Source organism: Streptomyces sp. NPDC006691, assembly GCF_042869955.1.
In the GTDB taxonomy this organism is placed as follows: domain Bacteria; phylum Actinomycetota; class Actinomycetes; order Streptomycetales; family Streptomycetaceae; genus Streptomyces.
In genome coordinates this window covers 422,511-443,527 of the sequence record NZ_JBIAGW010000003.1, presented here as the reverse complement: position 1 = coordinate 443,527, position 21,017 = coordinate 422,511, and the positions used below count along the sequence as shown (strand labels likewise).

The 21,017-nt window shown below is 72.7% G+C and carries 15 protein-coding genes; 11 read left to right on the top strand and 4 right to left on the bottom strand.

What is annotated here, in order from left to right:
- Window positions 1-7 precede the first annotated feature (7 nt).
- Window positions 8-4,129 (bottom strand): HAMP domain-containing protein, encoded by a 4,122-nt coding sequence (locus ACFYNP_RS08800; protein ID WP_388784310.1) that lies wholly within the window; start codon window positions 4,127-4,129, stop codon window positions 8-10.
- 119 nt (window positions 4,130-4,248) lie between these two features.
- Between ACFYNP_RS08800 and ACFYNP_RS08795 the strand changes: the two genes are divergently transcribed.
- Window positions 4,249-6,246: a SpoIIE family protein phosphatase gene (locus ACFYNP_RS08795; protein WP_388783869.1), complete on the top strand. Its 1,998-nt coding sequence runs from the start codon at window positions 4,249-4,251 to the stop codon at window positions 6,244-6,246.
- 72 nt (window positions 6,247-6,318) lie between these two features.
- Window positions 6,319-7,551: a radical SAM family heme chaperone HemW gene (gene hemW, locus ACFYNP_RS08790; RefSeq protein WP_388407543.1), complete on the top strand. Its 1,233-nt coding sequence runs from the start codon at window positions 6,319-6,321 to the stop codon at window positions 7,549-7,551.
- Between the two features lie 518 nt (window positions 7,552-8,069).
- On the opposite strand, the gene ACFYNP_RS08785 is transcribed toward hemW, so the two are convergent.
- Window positions 8,070-8,891, bottom strand: a complete 822-nt coding sequence (locus tag ACFYNP_RS08785; RefSeq protein ID WP_388407546.1) for a DUF3097 domain-containing protein — start codon at window positions 8,889-8,891, stop codon at window positions 8,070-8,072.
- A 62-nt stretch (window positions 8,892-8,953) separates the two neighbouring features.
- Entirely contained in the window at window positions 8,954-9,676 is a 723-nt protein-coding gene (locus ACFYNP_RS08780) for an MBL fold metallo-hydrolase (RefSeq protein ID WP_388783866.1), read from the bottom strand.
- Between the two features lie 155 nt (window positions 9,677-9,831).
- Here ACFYNP_RS08780 and hrcA point away from each other — a divergent pair, with 155 nt between their 5' ends.
- The 8 genes from hrcA to ACFYNP_RS08740 all read left to right on the top strand — a co-directional run bounded on the left by hrcA (window position 9,832) and on the right by ACFYNP_RS08740 (window position 17,927).
- Window positions 9,832-10,851 (top strand): heat-inducible transcriptional repressor HrcA, encoded by a 1,020-nt coding sequence (gene hrcA / locus ACFYNP_RS08775; RefSeq protein WP_100578282.1) that lies wholly within the window; start codon window positions 9,832-9,834, stop codon window positions 10,849-10,851.
- Window positions 10,852-11,988, top strand: a complete 1,137-nt coding sequence (gene dnaJ / locus ACFYNP_RS08770) for a molecular chaperone DnaJ (RefSeq protein ID WP_161245711.1) — start codon at window positions 10,852-10,854, stop codon at window positions 11,986-11,988.
- 168 nt (window positions 11,989-12,156) lie between these two features.
- Entirely contained in the window at window positions 12,157-13,248 is a 1,092-nt protein-coding gene (locus tag ACFYNP_RS08765; protein ID WP_388407551.1) for a nitronate monooxygenase, read from the top strand.
- Window positions 13,245-13,988, top strand: a complete 744-nt coding sequence (locus ACFYNP_RS08760) for a 16S rRNA (uracil(1498)-N(3))-methyltransferase (protein ID WP_388783864.1) — start codon at window positions 13,245-13,247, stop codon at window positions 13,986-13,988. The genes ACFYNP_RS08765 and ACFYNP_RS08760 overlap by 4 nt, the downstream gene beginning before the upstream one ends.
- Window positions 13,989-14,815: 827 nt before the next feature.
- A complete protein-coding gene (locus tag ACFYNP_RS08755; protein WP_388783861.1) occupies window positions 14,816-15,382 on the top strand; it encodes a hypothetical protein in 567 nt (188 codons plus the stop codon).
- A gap of 103 nt (window positions 15,383-15,485) precedes the next feature.
- Window positions 15,486-15,845 carry a histidine triad nucleotide-binding protein gene (locus ACFYNP_RS08750; protein WP_388407558.1) on the top strand — a complete coding sequence of 120 codons (360 nt, stop codon included), beginning with the start codon at window positions 15,486-15,488 and terminating at the stop codon, window positions 15,843-15,845.
- A 101-nt stretch (window positions 15,846-15,946) separates the two neighbouring features.
- A complete protein-coding gene (locus ACFYNP_RS08745; protein WP_388407560.1) occupies window positions 15,947-16,858 on the top strand; it encodes a ribonuclease Z in 912 nt (303 codons plus the stop codon).
- Window positions 16,859-16,892: 34 nt separating this feature from the next.
- Complete coding sequence (locus tag ACFYNP_RS08740; RefSeq protein WP_388407562.1) at window positions 16,893-17,927, top strand: adenosine deaminase; 1,035 nt, start codon at window positions 16,893-16,895, stop codon at window positions 17,925-17,927.
- Window positions 17,928-18,077: 150 nt separating this feature from the next.
- Here ACFYNP_RS08740 and ACFYNP_RS08735 read toward each other — a convergent pair whose 3' ends face one another.
- Window positions 18,078-19,388 (bottom strand): MFS transporter, encoded by a 1,311-nt coding sequence (locus ACFYNP_RS08735; RefSeq protein ID WP_388783858.1) that lies wholly within the window; start codon window positions 19,386-19,388, stop codon window positions 18,078-18,080.
- A gap of 308 nt (window positions 19,389-19,696) precedes the next feature.
- Between ACFYNP_RS08735 and ACFYNP_RS08730 the strand changes: the two genes are divergently transcribed.
- On the top strand, window positions 19,697-21,010 hold the full coding sequence (locus ACFYNP_RS08730) for a glucarate dehydratase family protein (RefSeq protein WP_388783856.1): 1,314 nt from the start codon (window positions 19,697-19,699) through the stop codon (window positions 21,008-21,010).
- Window positions 21,011-21,017 lie beyond the last annotated feature (7 nt).

Here is a 21,017-nt window from a genome sequence, read left to right as displayed (position 1 = left end):
GGCCGCCTCACGGAGTCGGTGATGGGGCTGCGGTCTCCCCGGCGCCGCTCTGCTGCCCGGGGACCGAGGGGGCCGGGCCGGCCTCCTCCCGGGCCGCGCCGTCGGGGTCCAGAAGGGCGCAGGCTACGCCGAGGAGGCGGTCCACGTCGACGGGCTTGGGCACGTAGGCGTTGGCGCCCTTCGCGATCGACCGCTCCCGGTCGCCGGGCATCGCCTTCGCGGTGAGCGCGATGATCGGCAGCTCGGCCCACCGCGGGCTGCGCCGGATCGCCTCGATCGTCTCGTAGCCGTCCATCTCCGGCATCATGATGTCCATCAGGACCAGCTCGATCCCGGCCTCGCGCTCCAGGGTCTCGATGCCCTCCCGCCCGTTCTCCGCGTACAGGACCGGCATGCCGACCCGGCCGAGCACATGGGTGAGGGCGAAGACGTTGCGGATGTCGTCGTCGACGATCAACACCCGCCGTCCGGGCAGGACGTGACCGGGCCGGCCGCTCCGCCACTCCTCCAGCCTGCTGGTGGTGGGCCAGTCGTCCTCCTGCTCGGGCAGCAGGACGTCCTCGCCGGAGAACCGGCCCGGGCCGTCGAAGACGGGCGCGGGTTCCGGCTGCTCCGGCTCGCCGAGTACGTGCCCGGGGTAGCGGACGGGGACGTACAGGGTGAAGGTGGAGCCCTGGCCCGGCTCGCTCTCGGCGACGATCCGGCCGCCGAGCAGCCCGGCGATCTCCCGGCTGATGGACAGGCCGAGGCCGGTGCCGCCGTACTTGCGGTTGGTGGTGCCGTCGGCCTGCTGGAACGCCTCGAAGATCACCGGCAGCTTCTCGTGCGCGATGCCGATCCCGGTGTCCTTGACGACGAACGCGACCAGGTCCTGGCCGTCGAGGGTGTCCTTGCACCGGTTGACGCGCAGCTCCACCCGGCCCGACGAGGTGAACTTGACGGCGTTGGAGAGGAGGTTGCGCAGGATCTGCTGGAGCCTCTGTTCGTCGCAGTACATCTCGCGCGGCACGTCCTCGCCCACGGCCAGCTCGAAGGCGAGGCCGCGGTCGAGGGTGACGGGGCGGAAGGTGGCGTGGACGTAGTCGAGGACCTTGATGAGCGGGAGCTGTTCGGGCCGTACGTCCATGCGGCCGGCCTCGATCTTCGACAGGTCCAGGATGTCGTTGATCAGCTGGAGCAGATCGGAGCCCGAGCGGTGGATCGTGGCGGCGAACTGCACCTCCTGCTCGGACAGATGGGCGTCCGGGTTGTCGGCGAGCAGCCGGGCGAGGATGAGCAGCGAGTTGAGCGGGGTGCGCAGCTCGTGCGACATGTTGGCCAGGAACTCCGACTTGTACTGGGAGCTGGTGGCGAGCAGCGCCGCCTTCTCCTCCAGGGCGGCATTGGAGCGCTGCAATTCGGCCTGCTGGCGCTGGAGTTCGTCCGAGCGTTCCTGGAGCTGGACGGCGAGCCGCTGGGACTCGCTGAGCAGCGACTCGGTGCGGGAGTTGGCGATGATCGTGTTGATCGCGACCCCGATGGTGTTCACGAACTGGTCGAAGAAGGCCAGGTGGACATCGGAGAAGCGGGAGAACGAGGCCAGCTCGATCACGCCGAGCAGCTTGTCCTCGAAGAGGATCGGGATGATGACGACACTGGCGGGCGCGGCCTCGCCCAGACCGGAGTTGATCTTGATGTAGTCCGGCGGGGCCTCTTCGAGCAGGATCCGCTTCTTCTCCAGGGCGGCCTGCCGCACCAGGCCGTGCCCCGGCATGCCGGTGGTGTCCACGGTCGCGCCCTGCGCCGCGCCGTACCCGGCGATGAAGGCGAGCCCCTTGGTGGTGCTGGTGGTGTGCGAGGGGGTGTCGTCGCCGTCGGGGTCGGCCAGGAAGAACGCGCCGTACTGCGCGTTCACCAGCGGGGTCAGCTCGCGCAGGATCAGATCGGCGACCTCCATCAGGTCCCGGTGGCCCTGCATGAGGCCGGCCAGCCGGGCCAGATTGGACTCCAGCCAGTCCTTGGCGCGGGTCGTCTCGCGCAGGTTCGACACCATCAGATTGATGTTGTCCTTCAGCTCGGACACCTCGCCCCGGGTCTCCACCGTGATCGAGCGCGACATGTCGCCCTGGGCCACCGCGGAGGCGACCTCGGCGATCGCGCGGACCTGGGTGGTGAGGTTCAGGGCGAGCTCGTTGACGTTGGTCGTCAGCCGCTTCCACGTCCCGTACACGGCCTCGACCCGCGCCTGGCCGCCGAGCTGCCCCTCCGAACCCACCTCGCGGGCCACCCGGGTGACCTCGGAGGAGAACGACGACAGCGTGTCCACCATCGTGTTGATGGTGGTCTTGAGCTCCAGGATCTCGCCGCGCGCGTCCACGTCGATCTTCTTCGACAGATCGCCCTGGGCCACCGCCGTGGCGACCTGCGCGATGTTGCGGACCTGTGAAGTGAGGTTGTCCGCCATGTAGTTGACGTTGTCGGTGAGGTCCTTCCAGACGCCCGACACCCCGAGCACCTGGGCCCGGCCGCCGAGCCGGCCGTCCGTGCCGACCTCGCGGGCGACCCGGGTCACCTCGTCGGCGAAGGCACGCAGCTGCTCCACCATCGTGTTGACGGTGTCCTTGAGCTCCAGGATCTCGCCCCGCGCGTCCACGGTGATCTTCTTCGACAGGTCGCCGTTGGCGACGGCGGTGGTGACCTGCGCGATGTTGCGCACCTGTGAAGTGAGGTTGGACGCCATGAAGTTGACGTTGTCGGTGAGGTCCTTCCAGACCCCGGACACGCCCCGCACCTGCGCCTGACCGCCGAGGTTGCCCTCGGTGCCGACCTCGCGGGCGACCCGGGTGACCTCGTCGGCGAAGGCGGACAGCTGGTCGACCATGGTGTTGATGGTGGACTTGAGCTCCAGGATCTCGCCCTTCGCCTCCACCGTGATCTTCTTGCCGAGGTCGCCCTGGGCCACGGCCGTCGACACCAGGGCGATGTTGCGGACCTGTGAAGTGAGGTTGTCCGCCATGAAGTTGACGTTCTCGGTCAGGTCCTTCCAGACGCCCGACACCCCGCGCACCTGGGCCCGCCCGCCGAGGTTGCCCTCGGTGCCGACCTCGCGGGCGACCCGGGTGACCTCGTCGGCGAAGGCGGACAGCTGGTCGACCATGGTGTTGATGGTGGACTTGAGCTCCAGGATCTCGCCCTGGGCATCGACGGTGATCTTCTGCGACAGGTCGCCGTTGGCGACGGCGGTGGTGACCTGCGCGATGTTGCGGACCTGCGAAGTGAGGTTCGAGGCCATGAAGTTGACGTTGTCGGTGAGGTCCTTCCAGACCCCGGACACGCCCCGCACCTGGGCCCGGCCGCCGAGCCGCCCCTCGGTGCCGACCTCGCGGGCGACCCGGGTGACCTCGTCGGCGAAGGCGGACAGCTGGTCCACCATCGTGTTCACGGTCAGCTTCAGTTCGAGCAGCTCACCGGTGGCCTCGACCGTGACCGTACGGGTCAGATCGCCCCGGGCCACCGCCGTGGTCACCGCCGCGATGTCCCGGACCTGCGCGGTCAGCCGCGCGGCCATGGTGTTCACGGCCTCCGTCACCGCGCGCCAACTCCCGCTCAGCCCCTGCGCCTTGGCCCGGCCGCCGAGCCGCCCCTCGGTGCCGACCTCGCGGGCGACCCGGGTCACCTCGCCGGTGAACAACGACAACTGGTCGACCATCGTGTTGACGGCCCGCCCGAGCCGGCGCAGGTCCCCCCGCAGCTGCCGGCTGCCGTCGTGCAGATCGACCCGCTGGGTCAGGTCGCCGCCCGCCACCGCGTCCAGGACCCGCGTCGCGTTCGCCGCCGGCACCACCAGGGCGTCGAGCAGCGTGTTCGCATGCCCGATGCCGGCGGTCCAGGCGCCCTGCCCGGGGCTGGCCGCGAGCCGTTCGTCGAGCCGCCCGTGCCGGACCACCTCGCGGCGCACCCGCGTCAGCTCGTCGGTGAAGTGCTGGTTGCGCGCGGCCACTTGATTGAACAGGGCCGCCAGCTCGGCCGGCAGGCCCTCGTGGACCTCCTGGAGCCGCACCCGGAAGTCGCCGTCCCGCAGCGCCGTCAGCGCGGCCAGGAGCGGACGCAGCTCGGCGGCGCGGACCCAGCCGTCCTCGTCCGGCGACATAGCACTGTCTCTGTTCATACGGGCCCACTTCGGTGACTCGGTGCTCATGCGCCCGCTCAGTCTGTCACTCTGTCGAAGCCGTGAGCGGCGCATTGCGAGAACCCGTCAGGAGCCGCACCGTGGGACCCTTGCCAGCCCAACGGGGCAGTGTGAACCGCCCCCAACTCCCATTCCCCGCAGCCCTGTCCGGCGAGGACGCGCGGGAGGCCCCGGCACGCACCGGAGCGCCGGTGAGCCCCCACAGCGCCTTCGCCGCCTGCCCCACCGCCCGCACCAGCCTCCCCGGCAACCCGCTCGCCCCCGGCGCCGCCCGGCGCTTCATACGCGCCGCGCTCGCCGACTGGGCCGGGCGCGACCCCCTCGACGCCGACCAAGTGGCCGTCTTCTCCGACGAGTTCGCCTACGAGGCGGCCGTCCTGGTCAATGAACTCGTCACCAACGCGGTCGTCCACGCCGGCACCACCGTCGACCTCCTGTGCCGCCTGGAGCGCGGCAGCACGACGGAGCCCACGGCCCTCGTCATCGAGGTCTCCGACCACCACCCCGCGCGCACGGTACGCGGTGCGCCGCGGCGCACCCGCGACGACCTCACCGCGCACGAGTGCGGCCGCGGTCTGCACGTCGTCGCGGCCCTCGCCGCACGCTGGGGGATCACGTACCGCACCGGACTCAAGACCGTCTGGGCGCGGTTGTGCCTGGACGCGGGCGAACCGCCCGAGCGGCACGGGCCAGCGCGTGACGAACGGCTCCAGCGCGGCCTGCGCGCCGCCGAGATCCTCGCCCCGGCCCCGCAGCCCGCCCCGCGCGGGGCCGACCGCGACTGGATCAACCGGGGCGCGCTCTCCTTCCTCGCCGAGGCCTCCGACCTGCTGGCCGGCCAGTTCGACGAGGACATGATCGCCGCCCTGGCGGGCCAGCTCCTGGTGCCCCGGCTCGCCGACTGGTGCGCGATCTGGCTCGACGAGGACGCGGGCGGCCCGCTCGCCGCGCCCCGCCTGGCCCGGGTCTGGCACGCGCGGGAAGCCGTCATCGCGCCGCTGCGGGCCGCCGTCGAGAAGGAACCGCCCCGGCTGCCCGCCGCCGCGCGCGGCGGCCCGGTGCCGATGCCCTGGCCGTGCGCCGCCGGACTGGGCGCGGACGGCGCGGCACTCGCGTACCGGCTCGTCGCGGGCGGCCGCGAGGTGGGCGCCCTGCTCCTCGGCCGGGCCGGCCCGGCGCACATCCCCGACGAGATCACCGGCCTGATCGAAGACTTCCTGCGCCGCGTCGCCCTCGCGATCGGCGCGGCCCGCCAGTACACCCGGCAGGCCACCATCAGCCGCATCCTCCAGCGCGGGCTGCTGCCCAGCCGGGTCGCCGAGATCCCCGGCGTCGACAGCGCCTTCGTCTACCAGCCCAGCAACGAGGCGCTGGCCGGCGGCGACTTCTACGACGTCTTCCCCGGCGCCGCGGGACGCTGGTGCTTCGCGCTCGGCGACGTCCAGGGCAGCGGCCCCGAGGCCGCCGTGATCACCGGCCTCGCCCGGCCCTGGCTGCGGCTGCTCGCCCGCGAGGGACACCCGGTGCACGAGGTCCTCGACCGCCTCAACCAGCTGCTCGTCGACGACGCCACCGAGGCGGCCGAGGCGGCGGTCCACCTCGCCACCGCCGAACCCCCCGTCGAGCCGACCACCCCCCTCGACCCCGCGGACGGCCGGCAGGCCCGCTTCCTTTCGCTCCTCTACGGGGAGCTGGTGCCGGACGCCGACGGCGGCTCGGTGCACTGCACCCTCGCCAGCGCCGGCCACCCGCTGCCCCTGCTGCTGCGGCCCGACGGCTCGGTGCGCCCGGCCGCCGCCCCGCAGATCCTGCTCGGTGTCGTCGAAGGCGCGCGCTACGAGAGCGAGAGCCTGCGCCTGACGCCCGGCGACACCCTGCTGTGCGTCACGGACGGGGTGACCGAGCGGCGCTCGGGACCGCGCATGTTCGACGACGCCGACGGGCTCGCCACCGTCCTGGCGGGCTGCACCGGCCTGACCGCGTCCGCGGTGGCCGGCCGCATCAAGCAGGCGGTGTACGACTTCGCCGACACCCCGCCCGCCGACGACCTGGCGCTGCTGGTGCTCCGGGTCGGCTGATCCGCTCCGGCTGCCCGAGCCGCCGACCCGGCGGGCGGCATCGGACGCCCGCGCGTGCCGGACAATGGGGGCATGCCTTCCGTACTGCCCGATGGTGAGCCCATGCCCGAGGACGGGTCGCTGCCCCGCCACGCCCTGGAGGGCGCGGGGGACCGGCCGCTCGGGTTCTACCTGCACGTTCCGTACTGTGCGACGCGCTGCGGCTACTGCGACTTCAACACGTACACGGCGAGCGAACTGGTCGGCAAGGGCGGTGTCCTGGCCTCCCGCGACAACTACGCCGACATGGTCGTCGAGGAGATCCGCCTCGCCCGCAAGGTGCTCGACGGCGACCCGCGCCCGGTGCGCACCGTCTTCGTCGGCGGCGGCACCCCGACCCTGCTCGCGGCGGCCGACCTGGTACGCATGCTGGCGGCGGTACGGGACGAGTTCGGCCTGGCCGAGGACGCGGAGGTCACCACCGAGGCGAACCCGGAGTCCGTGAACCCCGGGTACCTGGCGGAGCTGCGGGCCGGCGGATTCAACCGGGTCTCCTTCGGCATGCAGAGCGCCCGGCAGCACGTCCTGAAGGTCCTCGACCGTACGCACACGCCCGGCCGCCCGGAGGCGTGTGTGGCCGAGGCCCGTGCGGCGGGCTTCGACCACGTCAACCTGGACCTGATCTACGGCACGCCCGGCGAGAGCGACGAGGACTGGCGGGCCTCGCTCACCGCGGCCGTCGGCGCGGGCCCCGACCACATCAGCGCGTACGCCCTGATCGTCGAGGAGGGCACCCAGCTCGCCCGCCGCATCCGGCGCGGCGAGGTCCCGATGACGGACGACGACGAGCACGCGGACCGGTACCTGATCGCGGACGAGGTCCTCGGCGCGGCCGGGTACTCCTGGTACGAGGTCTCGAACTGGGCCACCACGCAGGCCGGCCGCTGTCTGCACAACGAGCTGTACTGGCGCGGGGCGGACTGGTGGGGGGCCGGTCCCGGGGCCCACAGCCACGTGGGCGGGGTGCGGTGGTGGAACGTCAAGCACCCCGGTGCGTACGCGGCGGCCCTGGCGTCCGGCCGCTCTCCCGGCGCGGGCCGGGAACTCCTGTCCCCCGAGGACCGCCGAGTGGAACGCATCCTCCTCGAACTCCGCCTCCGCGAGGGCTGCCCCCTGACCCTCCTCAACCCGGCGGGCCTGACGGCGGCGCGGGGCGCGGTGGAGGGGGGCCTGCTGGAGTCGGCCGCCTTCGCGGCGGGGCGAGCGGTGTTGACCCTGCGGGGTCGGCTGCTGGCCGACGCGGTGGTCCGGGACCTGGTCGACTGAGGGGGTTCCGCCTTTGCGGCCGGGCTTGGGGCGGGGGTGCGTCTGGCCTCCGGCCCGGGTGGCCGACCCGGCTTGCCCCCCGGGCCGGGGGCCCGGCTTCGCCCGGGCCGGGGTGCGGGGCGTCCGGGCCTCGGGGCGTGGGTGCCGATTGCGCAGTTCCCCGCGCCCCCAACCCCGTTCTCGTCCGTCCGTCGTGGGTGGCTGGTCGCGCCGTTCCCCGCGCCCCCAACCCCGCCGTCATCCGCGGACCGTGCTCGCTTCTCGCGCAGTTCCCCGCGCCCCTGTAGGTGACCCCGGACCCCTGGTCGCGCCCACCGCGGCGGAAGCCGCGCAATGTCACAGCCCCGCGCCCCTTAGCGGCACCGGTGCTGGAGCACCTTCAGCCCGTCCGGCGTTTGAGGACGAGCGCCGTTCAGGCGCGACACGGGGTCTGGGGCGGAGCCCCAGGGGGACCGGAACCGACCAACTCCGGGCAACGGGTCGGCGGGTGGGCAAACACCCCCAGGGCCGGGGACTGCCTACGGGGCCGTGACGAAGTCGATCAGGTGCTCCACCGAGCCGAGCAAGGACGGATCCAGGTCCTTGTACGACCGCACCCCCGAAAGGATCCGCTGCCACGCAGCCCCCGTGTTCTCGGGCCACCCCAACGCCCGGCACACCCCCGTCTTCCAGTCCTGCCCCCGCGGCACCACCGGCCACCCCGCGATCCCGACGGACGCCGGCTTCACCGCCTCCCACACATCGATGTAGGGGTGCCCGACGACCAGCACGTCAGGATGCGTCACGGACGCGGCGATACGGGACTCCTTCGAGCCCGGGACCAGGTGGTCCACCAGAACCCCGAGGCGCGCGTCCGGACCCGGCGCGAACTCGGCGACGATCGCGGGCAGGTCGTCGATGCCCTCCAGGTACTCGACGACCACGCCCTCGATGCGCAGATCGTCACCCCACACCCGCTCCACGAGCTCCGCGTCGTGCCGCCCCTCGACGTAGATCCGCCCGGCCCGCGCCACCCGCGCCCGCGCCCCGGGCACGGCCACCGACCCGGAGGCGGTACGTGCGGGACGCTGCGGGGCGGCCGCGGCGGAGGGGCGTACGAGGGTGACGACCTTGCCCTCCAGGAGGAAGCCGCGGGCCACGAGCGGGAAGACGCGGTGCTTGCCGAAGCGGTCCTCAAGGGTGACCGTCGGCCCCTCGGCCGTCTTCTCGCAGCGGATCACGGCCCCGCAGAATCCCGTGGAGACCTCCTCCACGACGAGGTCGGTCTCGGCGGGCACCTCGGGAACAGGGGCCTGCTTCTTCTTCCAGGGGGGCGTGAGATCAGGGCTGTAGCTGCGCATGGCCTCATTATTCCGGGGGGCCGGGACCGACGGACGTCCCCGGACACATCGGCATGGCGGCGCTACGACACCCCGAAGCGCGCGGCGAGCCGGTCCCGCTGGGCCCGTACGAACCCCGCGTCCACCACCGCCCCGTGCCCCGGCACGTACACCGCGCCCTCGCCGCCGAGCGAGAGCAGCCGGTCGAGCGCGGCCGGCCAGCGCGAGGGCACCGCGTCGGGGCCCGCCTGCGGCTCGCCCGACTCCTCGACGAGGTCGCCGCAGAAGACGATCTCCGGAGCGCCGCCGCTCGCCGGAACCAGGACCACGAGATCGTGCCCGCTGTGCCCGGGGCCCACATTGGCGAGCAGCACCTGACGGCCGCCCAGGTCGAGCGTCCACTCCCCGCTCACCGCGTGGTGCGGAAGCACCAGCAGATCGGCCGCCTCGGCCGCTTCCTCGGGGGGCACTCCGTGGCGCACGGCGTCCGAGCGCATCTCGTCGCCCCGCAGGGCCCGCTCGATGCCGACCGCCCCGTACACCTCGGCCCCGGCGAAGGCGGCCGTGCCCAGGACGTGGTCGAAGTGCGGGTGGGTGAGCGCGATGTGGGTCACACGGCGGCCGAAGAGGGCCTCGGCCCGGGCCCGGAGTTCGGCGCCCTCGCGGAGCGTCGCGCCGGTGTCGCACAGGAGCAGCGAGCTCTCGCCGGCGACCAGCGCGGCCGTCGCGTCCCAGCCAGGGAGCCGTCTGCGCCCGACGCCGTCACCGAGCCGCTCCCAGCCGAACTCTTCCCAACTGACGTCCATGACGCGACGCTATCCGCAATCAGGGGGCGACGTCGCACGGTAGCGTGGTCGGCCGCCCTTGCTAGGGGCGTACCGGTCGGCCGTACACTGGCCGGGGGATTGCTGGCACTCGTACACAGTGAGTGCCAAACGGACGGCAACTGGAGGTGTGCGCGATGCTCAGTGAACGCAGGCTTGAGGTGCTGCGCGCCATCGTCCAGGACTACGTCGGCACCGAGGAACCGGTGGGCTCCAAGGCCCTCACCGAGCGCCACGCGCTCGGCGTCTCCCCGGCGACCGTGCGCAACGACATGGCCGTCCTGGAGGAGGAGGGCTTCATCGCCCAGCCCCACACCAGCGCCGGCCGCATCCCGACGGACAAGGGCTACCGGCTCTTCGTCGACCGGCTCGCGGGCGTCAAGCCCCTGTCGTCGCCGGAGCGCCGCGCGATCCAGAACTTCCTGGACAGCGCGGTCGACCTGGACGACGTCGTGGCCCGTACGGTGCGGCTGCTCGCGCAGCTGACCCGGCAGGTCGCGGTCGTCCAGTACCCGTCGCTGACGCGGTCCACGGTGCGGCATGTGGAGCTTCTCTCACTCGCCGCGGCCCGGCTCATGCTGGTGCTGATCACGGACACCGGACGGGTCGAGCAGCGGATGGTCGACTGCCCGGCGCCGTTCGGCGAGGCCGCGCTCGCGGACCTGCGGGCCCGGCTCAACGCGAGAGTCGTGGGGCGCCGCTTCGCGGACGTGCCGCAGCTCGTGCAGGACCTGCCGGAGTCCTTCGAACCGGAGGACAGGGGAACCGTTTCGACGGTCCTCGCCACCCTCCTCGAAACCCTGGTCGAAGAGACCGAGGAGCGGTTGATGATCGGCGGCACCGCCAATCTCACCCGCTTCGGACACGACTTCCCGCTGACCATCAGGCCGGTGCTGGAAGCACTTGAGGAGCAGGTCGTGCTCCTCAAGCTGCTCGGCGAGGCCAAGGAATCGGGCATGACCGTACGCATCGGGCACGAGAACAACGCCCACGAGGGACTGAACTCCACGTCCGTCGTCTCGGTCGGCTACGGTTCCGGCGGCGAGGCGGTCGCCAAACTCGGCGTGGTCGGACCGACCCGCATGGATTACCCCGGAACGATGGGAGCGGTACGCGCAGTGGCACGTTACGTCGGACAGATCCTGGCGGAGTCGTAAGTGGCCACGGACTACTACGCCGTACTCGGCGTGCGCCGCGACGCATCACAGGACGAGATCAAGAAGGCGTTCCGGCGCCTCGCACGCGAACTCCACCCGGATGTGAATCCGGACCCGAAGACGCAGGAGCGCTTCAAGGAGATCAACGCCGCGTACGAGGTGCTGTCGGACCCGCAGAAGAAGCAGGTCTACGACCTCGGCGGGGACCCGCTGTCGTCGTCGGGCGGCGGCGGGGCCGGCGGCTTCGGCGCGGGCGGCTTCGGCAACTTCTCGGACATCATGGACGCCTTCTTCGGCACGGCATCCCAGCGCGGCCCGCGCTCGCGGACCCGCCGCGGCCAGGACGCCATGATCCGCCTGGAGATCGACCTCAACGAGGCGGCCTTCGGCACCACCAAGGAGATCCAGGTCGACACCGCCGTGGTGTGCACGACCTGTTCGGGCGAGGGCGCGGCCCCCGGCACCTCCGCGCAGACCTGTGACATGTGTCGCGGCCGCGGCGAGGTGTCCCAGGTCACCCGGTCCTTCCTCGGCCAGGTCATGACCTCCCGGCCCTGCCCGCAGTGCCAGGGCTTCGGCACCGTCGTCCCCACCCCGTGCCCGGAGTGCGCGGGCGACGGCCGGATCCGCTCGCGGCGCACGCTCACCGTGAAGATCCCGGCCGGCGTCGACAACGGCACCCGGATCCAGCTCGCGGGCGAGGGCGAGGTCGGCCCCGGCGGCGGCCCCGCCGGCGACCTGTACGTGGAGATCCACGAACTGCCGCACGACGTGTTCCAGCGCCGCGGCGACGACCTGCACTGCACGGTCACCATCCCCATGACGGCGGCCTCGCTCGGCACCAAGGTGCCGCTCCAGACGCTGGACGGCATGGAGGAGGTGGACATCCGCCCGGGCACCCAGTCCGGCCAGTCCATCCCGCTGCACACCCGCGGCATCACGCATCTGCGCGGCGGCGGCCGGGGCGACCTCATCGTGCACGTCGAGGTCCTGACCCCGAGCAAGCTGGACCCGCAGCAGGAGGACCTGCTGCGCCAGCTGGCCAAGCTCCGCGGCGAGGAGCGCCCCACGGGCCAGTTCCAGCCCGGCCAGCAGGGCCTGTTCTCCCGCCTGAAGGACGCGTTCAACGGCCGCTAGGCCGAGCAGTGAACGGCCGCCGGGCCGTGCGGAAGGGGCCACGGGATTCACCCCGTGGCCCCTTCCGTGTTCTCCGGGGTGTCCGTGTACCGGACACGTGACCGGCCTCACCACCGCGGACGGAAGAGACGATTCGGTACGGGAGCTACGTCGTGGCACGATGCGGGCATGGCTTTGACCGATCTCTGCCGGTATCCGATCGTGCAGGCGCCCATGGCGGGCGGCGCCTCCGGTCCGGCTCTGGCCGCGGCCGTCTCCGAGGCCGGAGGGCTCGGCTTCCTGGCGGCCGGATACAAGACCGCCGACGGCATGTACCAGGAGATCAAGCAGGTGCGCGGGCTGACGAGCCAGCCCTTCGGCGTCAACCTGTTCATGCCGCAGGAGCCGCACACCGACCCCGCCGCCATCGACGTCTACCGCCACCAGCTCGCCGGCGAGGCCTCCTGGTACGAGACCCCGCTGGGCGACACGGACGCCGGCGGCGACGACAACTACGAGGCCAAGCTGGCCATCCTGCGCGAGGACCCGGTGCCGGTCGTCTCGTTCACCTTCGGCTGCCCCCAGCGGGCCACCCTCGACGCCTTCGCGAAAGCGGGCACGTACACGATCGTCACCGTGACCACGCCCCAGGAGGCACAGGTCGCGCAGTGGTCGGGGGCGGACGCGGTGTGTGTGCAGGGCGTCGAGGCGGGCGGCCACCAGGGCACCCACCGCGACGACCCGGAGGCCGGCGGCTCCGGCATCGGCCTGCTCACCCTGATCGGCCTCGTCCGCGAGGCGGTGCAGCTGCCCATCGTGGCGACGGGCGGCCTGATGCGGGGCGCGGGGATCGCCGCGGTGCTCGCGGCGGGCGCGTCCGCCGCTCAGCTGGGCACCGCGTTCCTGGTGTGCCCCGAGTCCGGCGCGAACGTGCTGCACAAGCAGGCCCTCACCAACCCCCTCTTCGTACGCACCGAGTTGACGCGCGCGTTCTCCGGGCGGCCCGCACGGGGCCTGATGAACCGTTTCATGCGCGAGCACGGACCGTACGCCCCCGCGGGCTACCCCCAGGTGCACCAGCTCACCTCCGGGCTGCGCAAGGCCGCGGCGGCGGCCGGCGACCCCCAGGGCATGGCGCTCTGGGCGGGGCAGGGCCACCGGCTGGCGCGGGAGCTTCCCGCGGGCCGGCTCGTCGAGGTCCTGGCGGCCGAACTCGACGAAGCGGCAGCCGAGTTGACCGCCACCTTGCAGAACCTGAAGAACCAGAGGAGTACGTCATGACCGCCCCGGTCTTCGTCGTCGACACGGTGCCGGGCGTCGGCGAGTTCGTCCTGGACGGGGCGGAGGGCCGGCACGCCGTCTCCGTCAAGCGGCTGCGCGCCGACGAACAGGTGACCCTCACCGACGGCGCGGGCCACTGGGCGGACGCGGTGGTCGTGGCGGCCGAGGGCAAGGACCGCCTGGTCGTACGGGTCACCTCCGCCGCGGCCGAGGAGGAGCCCGCGGTACGGATCACCGTGGTGCAGGCGCTGCCCAAGGGCGACCGGGGCGAGGTCGCCGTGGAGACGATGACCGAGACCGGGGTGGACGCGATCGTGCCCTGGCAGGCTTCGCGCTGCATCACCCAGTGGAAGGGCGAGCGCGGCGCCAAGTCCCTCGCGAAATGGCGCGGTACGGCCCGCGAGGCCGGCAAGCAGTCCCGCCGGGTGCGGTTCCCCGAGGTGCGTGAGGCACTGACCACCAAGCAGCTCGCGCCGCTCCTGGCCGGCGCCGACCTCGCGATGGTCCTCCACGAGGACCGCGACCATCCCTCCGGTGCGCTGGCCACGGCGGAGCTGCCCGCGACCGGGGAGATCGTCCTCGTCGTGGGCCCCGAGGGCGGGGTCTCCCCGGAGGAACTGGCCGTGTTCGCCGAGGCGGGGGCGCGGCCGTACCGGCTGGGGGCGAGTGTGCTGCGTACGTCGACGGCGGGTACGGCGGCTGCCGCGGTCCTGTTGGCCCGGACGGGCCGCTGGTCCTGAGCGTCTCCGCTCCCCGGGGGGTTTGCCCGCCCGCCCGCCCGTTGCCCGGGGTTGGCGGGTTCCGGCTCCCTCGGGGCTCCGCCCCGGACCCCGGGGGGCCTGCCCACCCACCCACCCGTGCGGCCGGGTTGATGGGTCCAGCCCCTGGGGCTGCGCCCCAGACCCCCTTGAGGGGCTGCGCCCCTCGGACCCCGGGCGGGGGCTGCGCCCCCTGCACCCCCGTTCGGGGCTCCGCCCCGGACCCCGTTCGCGCCTGAAGGGCGCTCGTCCTCAATCTCCCCCAAGGCCTTAAGGGCCAGGGGGGACCCCCATGACGGGCTGAAGATGCCCGATGCGGGCCAGCACCGGGATGGCTAGGGTCGCCTACAGGGGCGCGGGGAACTGCGCGACGAGCCACGCACGGTCCGCGGACGAGATCGGCGTTAAGGGGCGCGGGGAACTGCGCGACGAGCCACGCACGGTCCGAGGTCGGGATCGGGGTTTGGGGGCGCGGGGAACTGCGCGAGAAGCGACCGCGATCCGCGGACGGGATCGGGGTTGAGGGGCGCGGGGAACTGCGCGACCAGCCACGCACGGTCTGCGGACGAGGACGGGTTTGGGGGCGCGGGGAACTGAGCGAGAAGTGACCGCGGCCTGCGGACGAGGACGGGGTTAAGGGGCGCGGGGAACTGCGCGACCAGCCACGCACGGTGGACGGGCGACGCGTGGGGCGCCGGGGTCGGGGCGGAGCCCCGGGGCGTGGGGTTGGGGGTCGGGGCGGGCCCCGAAAGGGGGGATGGCCGGTGGGGGGCTTTCGCGCGGGGGGCCGCGGTGGCACCCTGGCGCTCATGGGGGCCCAGAGGTCGAACCACTCGAACCACCACCCGCGCCGCACGGCACACCGCACGGCATACCGCGCGCTGCCCATCCCACTGCTCGCCGCACTGGCGATCGGCGGCGCAACCGCCTGCGACCCCATCGGCGGCCTCAACTCCGCCGCCGTCGCCGTCACCACCGAGCAGACCGCGACGGCCGCCCTCGCGCACGAGCACGTCGACGTCAAGTGGCTCACCTGCAACGCCGTCCTCAACTCCGGCCCCAGCGCGACCCCTTCGGTGGCCGGCACCACCAAACAGGTCGCCGATGTGGACTGCCGGGGCGAGACCAAGGACGGCAAGCCGATCAGCGTCAAGGGAAAGGTCACCCAGGAGGTCGAGGGCCGCTGTGTGAAGGGCGACCTGACCGCCAAGGTGTCCGGCCGGACGGTCTTCCGCGCCAGTGTCCTGGGCAACTGCACCGCGCCCGCCCCGACGACGGGTCCCACGGCCCCCGCGCCCGGCGGCCGCCCCACCGTCACGGTGACCACGACCGTCACCGCCACCGTCACCGTCACGCCGTCCTTCCAGGGCAAGTAGGCCCGCCCCAGGTACGCCCACCGCACCCCGCGCTCCGCACCCCGCCCGAACGCGTTGAGTAGCATGCGGTTACCTGATCAACGCGACCAAGGAGGACCGGACCGTGGCCGGAGAGCCGCAGGCGGACTGCCTGTTCTGCAAAATCGTCTCGGGCGATGTCCCGGCGACCGTCGTGCGGGAGACCGACACGACCGTGGCCTTCCGCGACATCAACCCCCAGGCGCCAACCCACGTCCTGGTCATCCCGAAGGTCCACCACCCCGACGGCGCCTCCCTCGCCGCCGCCGAGCCGGCCATCGCCGCGGACGTGCTGCGCGAGGCCGGGGAGGTCGCCCGCGAGGAGAAGATCGACGGCACCGGCTACCGGATCGTGTTCAACACGGGCAGCGGCGCCGGCCAGACCGTCTTCCACGCGCACGCCCACGTCCTCGGAGGCCGCGGCCTCCAGTGGCCGCCCGGATAGCCACCCCCGGCCACCCCCGGCCACCCCCGGCCACCCCCGGCCGTCCCGACCGCCCCCCACCACTGCCACCCCGAACAGTGCGCACAGCAAGGCAACTCACCGTGTCCGTACGTGAATTGGTGGTGCTCGGCACCGCCAGCCAGGTCCCCACCCGGCACCGCAACCACAACGGTTACCTGCTGCGCTGGGACGGCGAGGGCATCCTCTTCGACCCGGGCGAGGGCACCCAGCGCCAGATGCTGCGGGCCGGGGTCGCCGCCCACGACATCAACCGGATCTGCGTCACGCACTTCCACGGCGACCACTCGCTCGGCCTGGCCGGGGTGATCCAGCGGATCAACCTCGACCGGGTGCCGCACCCGGTCACCGCGCACTACCCGCTCAGCGGCGAGCACTTCTTCGACCGGCTGCGGTACGCCACCGCCTACCGGGAGTCCGTCCCGCTCGGCCAGGAGCCGGTCGCGGGGGAGGGCGCGGTGCTGGCCACGACCGACGCGTACCGCCTTGAGGCCCGCAGGCTCTCGCACCCCGTGGAGTCGTACGGCTACCGGCTCGTCGAGCCCGACGGGCGGCGGATACTGCCCGAGCTGCTCGCCGAGCGCGGCATCAGGGGCCCCGACGTGGGCCGCCTCCAACGCGAGGGCGAGCTGAACGGCGTCGCCCTCGACGACGTCAGCGAGATCCGGCGCGGCCAGCGGTTCGCGTTCGTCATGGACACCCGGCTGTGCGACGGCGTCCACGAGCTCGCGGACGGCTGCGACATGCTGGTCATCGAGTCGACGTTCCTGGACGGGGACCTGCAACTGGCCGTCGACCACGGGCATCTGACGGCTGGTCAGGCCGCGGCGGTGGCCCGGGACGCGGGCGTACGCCATCTGGTCCTCACCCACTTCTCGCAGCGGTACTCCGACCCGGAGGAGTTCGAGCGGCAGGCCAGGGCCGCCGGATTCGAGGGCGAGCTGACCGTGGCCGCCGACCTCATCAGGGTCCCGGTCCCCAAGCGCACCACCTGAAGCACCGCACCGAGCACCACCCTAGGAAGCCCCCATGCCCCTCCCCGCTCCGCTCCCCACCCCGCTCCTCGCGCCCCTCCCCAAGGCCGAACTCCACCTCCACATCGAAGGCACCCTCGAACCCGAGCTGGCCTTCGAACTCGCCGCGCGCAACGGCGTCGAGCTGCCGTACGCCGACACCGAGGCACTCCGCAAGGCGTACCTCTTCGACGATCTCCAGTCCTTCCTGAACCTGTACTACTCGCTGATGACGGTGCTGCGGACCGAGGACGACTTCGCGGCGCTCGCCGACGCGTATCTGGCCCGCGCCGCGGCCCAGGGCGTGCGGCACGCCGAGATCTTCTTCGACCCGCAGGCGCACACGGCGCGCGGCATCTCCATCGGCACGGTCGTGGAGGGCCTGTGGCGCGCCCTGTCCACGAGCGAGGAACGCCACGGCGTCTCGACCCGGCTCATCATGTGCTTCCTGCGCGACGAGCCGGCCGAGTCCGCGCTGCTCACCCTTGAGGCGGCCCGGCCGTACCTGGACCGGATCACCGGCATCGGCCTCGACTCGGCGGAGGTCGGGCATCCGCCGGCCAAGTTCCGCGAGGTGTACGAGGCGGCCGCCGCGCTCGGCCTGCGCCGGGTCGCGCACGCGGGGGAGGAGGGGCCGCCCGCGTACATCACCGAGGCGCTGGATCTGCTCGGCGTGGAGCGGATCGACCACGGCCTGCGCGCCCTGGAGGACCCTGACCTGGTCGCCCGGCTGGTCCGCGACCGAGTGCCGCTCACGCTGTGCCCGCTGTCCAACGTGCGGCTGCGGGCGGTCGACGTCCTCGCGGAGCATCCGCTGCCGGCGATGATGGACGCGGGACTGTTGTGCACGGTCAACTCCGATGATCCCGCGTACTTCGGCGGGTACGTGGAGGACAACTTCCGCGCGGTGCGGGAGGCGTTGGGGCTTTCCCCGGAGCGGCTCCGGGAGCTGGCCCGCAACTCCTTCGAGGCGGCGTTCCTCGATGACGACGAGCCGCGTCGTGCGCGGTACCTCGCGGAGGTGGAGGCCTACGACTTCCCGGAGTCCTAGCCCCGGGTGACCACGCTTTCCTGGGGCTCCGCCCCGCCCCCCCGGTTCGGCTGCGGGGCGTGCGCGGCTGGTCGCGGGAGGCCGCGCGGCGGAGCCCCAGAGCGTCGCAGCGGCAAGGGGCGGGGTGGGAAGGGGCGGGGTGGGAAGGGCTCAGGACGCCAGGACCTTGCGGCGGCGTCTCGCCCGCGAGCGGATCGGGATCTCGGCCACCTCCTGCTCGGGCACGCCGATCTGCGGGAGCAGCGCCGCGGAGGCGGCCCCCCGCCCCGCGACCACCGCCGCGGGCATGCCGCCCCGCCGCCGGATGGACCCCGGCACCAACGGCCGTCCGGACGTGTGCAGGGCAACCGCCGTCATCGGCGCCGCGATGAGCAGCAGCAGCGCGCACAGCACGAGCCCCATGCCCCGGTACCCGGCGTACTCCGAGAGCAGACTTCCGGTGAGCGGCCCGCAGGCGACCCCGAGCGAGGACGCGGAGCCCGCGAGCACCGCCCAGCGTCCGCGCGGGTCGAGCGAGGCGGACAGGCCGATCAGATAGGACAGGACGACCGGGTAGAAGACGTTCCAGAGGATCTCTCCGGTCGCGAAGGACAGCAGTCCCCGTGCCGACGAACTCGCCACGATGCAGGCCGCGATGACCGCCGTACCCGCCCCGATCGGCACCGCACGGCCGAGCCGCGCGCCGAGCGCACCCGCGCCGAGCACCCCGAGCAGTCCCGCGCCGAGCCCGGCCGCGAAGACCATGCCGACGGTGACCTCGGTCAGCCCGGCCTGGGTGAGGCCGATCCGCCCGCTCACGCCCCACAGCGCGTTCTGCGCGAGGGACCAGCAGAGCATGGTCGCGGCCAGGACCGTGCCGGAGCGCCGGTGGGGAAGCCGTACGCCCGCCGCGACCTGGACGGTCTCCACCTGCGGAGCCGAACCGCAGGCGTCCGGGAGCCATCGTGTGGCGGGCCACACCAGGAGTGCCACGGCGGCGATGGAGGCCAGCGGGGTGGCGTGGCCGCTGCCGAGGTGAGGGATCGTCAGATAGAGCACGCCGGCCGTCGCGGACACGGAGAGCAGGCCGAGCGTGGAGGCCCGGTGGGGGTCGCGCTGGGCGGCGATGCCGGCCGCGGCGACCGCCGTGGCCGTACCGGAGCCGAGCCCGCCGACCATCGCGCCCGCCACGACGAGCGGGACCAGGGTGGTCAGGGCGGCGGCGCCGTACCCGGTGACGGCGAGGACGAGGCCGTAGCGGGCGAGGCGGCGCGGCCCGTGCTGTTCCACTCTGGAGGCGAGGGTGAAACCGGCCGTGGCCGAGCTCAACAGGAGGGCGGAGCCGACCAGTCCGGCTTCGGCGGGGGAGAGTCCGAGGCCGGCCGAGAGCCGGCCGACGACGGTGGGGAGGAGGTAGGCGGCGAGGTAACCGGCGGTGAAGACGGCGACCAGGGGCCAGGCGGCACGAGGGCGTGCGGACATGGGCGTTCCAAGGAACAGTGCCCGTGGGGCAGAGAGGTCAAAGAGGGGGGATGCGCCCGGTGTTGTACGGGATCGCGAGGCCAATTTGTATCAAGCGTCCCGAGGACACGAAAAGTCAGGACGGAGTGATCTGGGTCACGTTTCGTTTGTCCTGGGATTCGCCGGGTAGAAGAGCGAATTTCGCGGAGGGGGAGGGGAGTTGGGGCCGGGTGGCGGGAGAGCGTGACCCTTGACGGTGATCGTTCACATATCTAGTCTCGATTTGCGTTGATGGATGAGTGAGCGGCCGGACGGATGGACGGGACCCCATGGATCGAGCTGCCTCCGAAGGTGTGCGACGGATCGCCGGGGTGCGGCTCACCCCCGTCCTCGTCAGCGACCCCCCGCTCCTCAACGTCCAGGGCGTGCACCAGCCCTACACGCCCCGTCTGATCGTCGAGGTCGTCACGGACGCGGGGGTGACCGGCATCGGCGAGACGTACGGCGACACCAAGTACCTCGAACTGGCCCGCCCGTACGCCGAGGCGCTGGTCGGCCATGACCTCGCCGACCTCAACGGACTGTTCACATCCATGGACGACATCGCGGTCGACGCCTCCCGGATCGATGCCTCGGTGGGCGTCGGCGGGCTGCGCGGCGCCCAGACCGCCGACAAGCTGCGCCTGTCCGTCGTCTCCGCCTTCGAGGTGGCCTGCCTGGACGCGCTGGGCAGGATCCACGGCGTACCCGTGCACACCCTGCTCGGCGGCAAGGTCCGCGACGCCGTGGAGTACAGCGCGTACCTCTTCTACCGCTGGGCCGAACACCCGGGCGGCGCGGGCGAGAAGGACTCCTGGGGCGCGGCGCTCGACCCCGCGGGGATCGTCGGGCAGGCCCGCCGTTTCGTGCGCGCGTACGGCTTCCGCTCCTTCAAGCTCAAGGGCGGCGTCTTCCCGCCCGAGCAGGAGGTCGCCGCGATCCGCGCCCTGGCCGCCGCCTTCCCCGGCCACCCGCTCCGGCTCGACCCCAACGGCGGCTGGACACCGGAGACCTCGCTGCGGGTGGCCGCCGAACTCGCCGACGTACTCGAATACCTGGAGGACCCGGCGCCGGGCACGGCCGCCATGGCCGAGGTGTCCCGGGGCGCCTCGGTGCCGCTCGCCACCAACATGTGCGTGACGACGTTCCCCGAGATCCGCGAGGCCTTCCTGAGCGACGCCGTGCAGGTCGTCCTGTCCGACCACCACTACTGGGGCGGTCTGCGCAACACGCGTGAACTCGCCGCGATCTGCCGGGTGTTCGGGGTGGGCCTGTCCATGCACTCCAATACCCACCTGGGGATCAGCCTCGCCGCGATGACCCACGTCGCGGCGACCGTCCCCAACCTCAACCACGCCTGCGACAGCCACTACCCGTGGCAGACGGAGGACGTGATCACCGTCCGGCACGCGTTCCGCGACGGACGCCTTGCGGTGTCCGACGCCCCCGGCCTCGGCGTCGAGCTCGACCGCACCGAACTGGCCCGGCTGCACCGGCGCTGGCTCGACGACGACGGCGCCCTGCGCGACCGCGACGACGCGGCCGCGATGCGGCGGGCACCGGAGTACGCCGACTGGACGGCTCCGGCACTTCCGCGCTGGTAGCGGCACC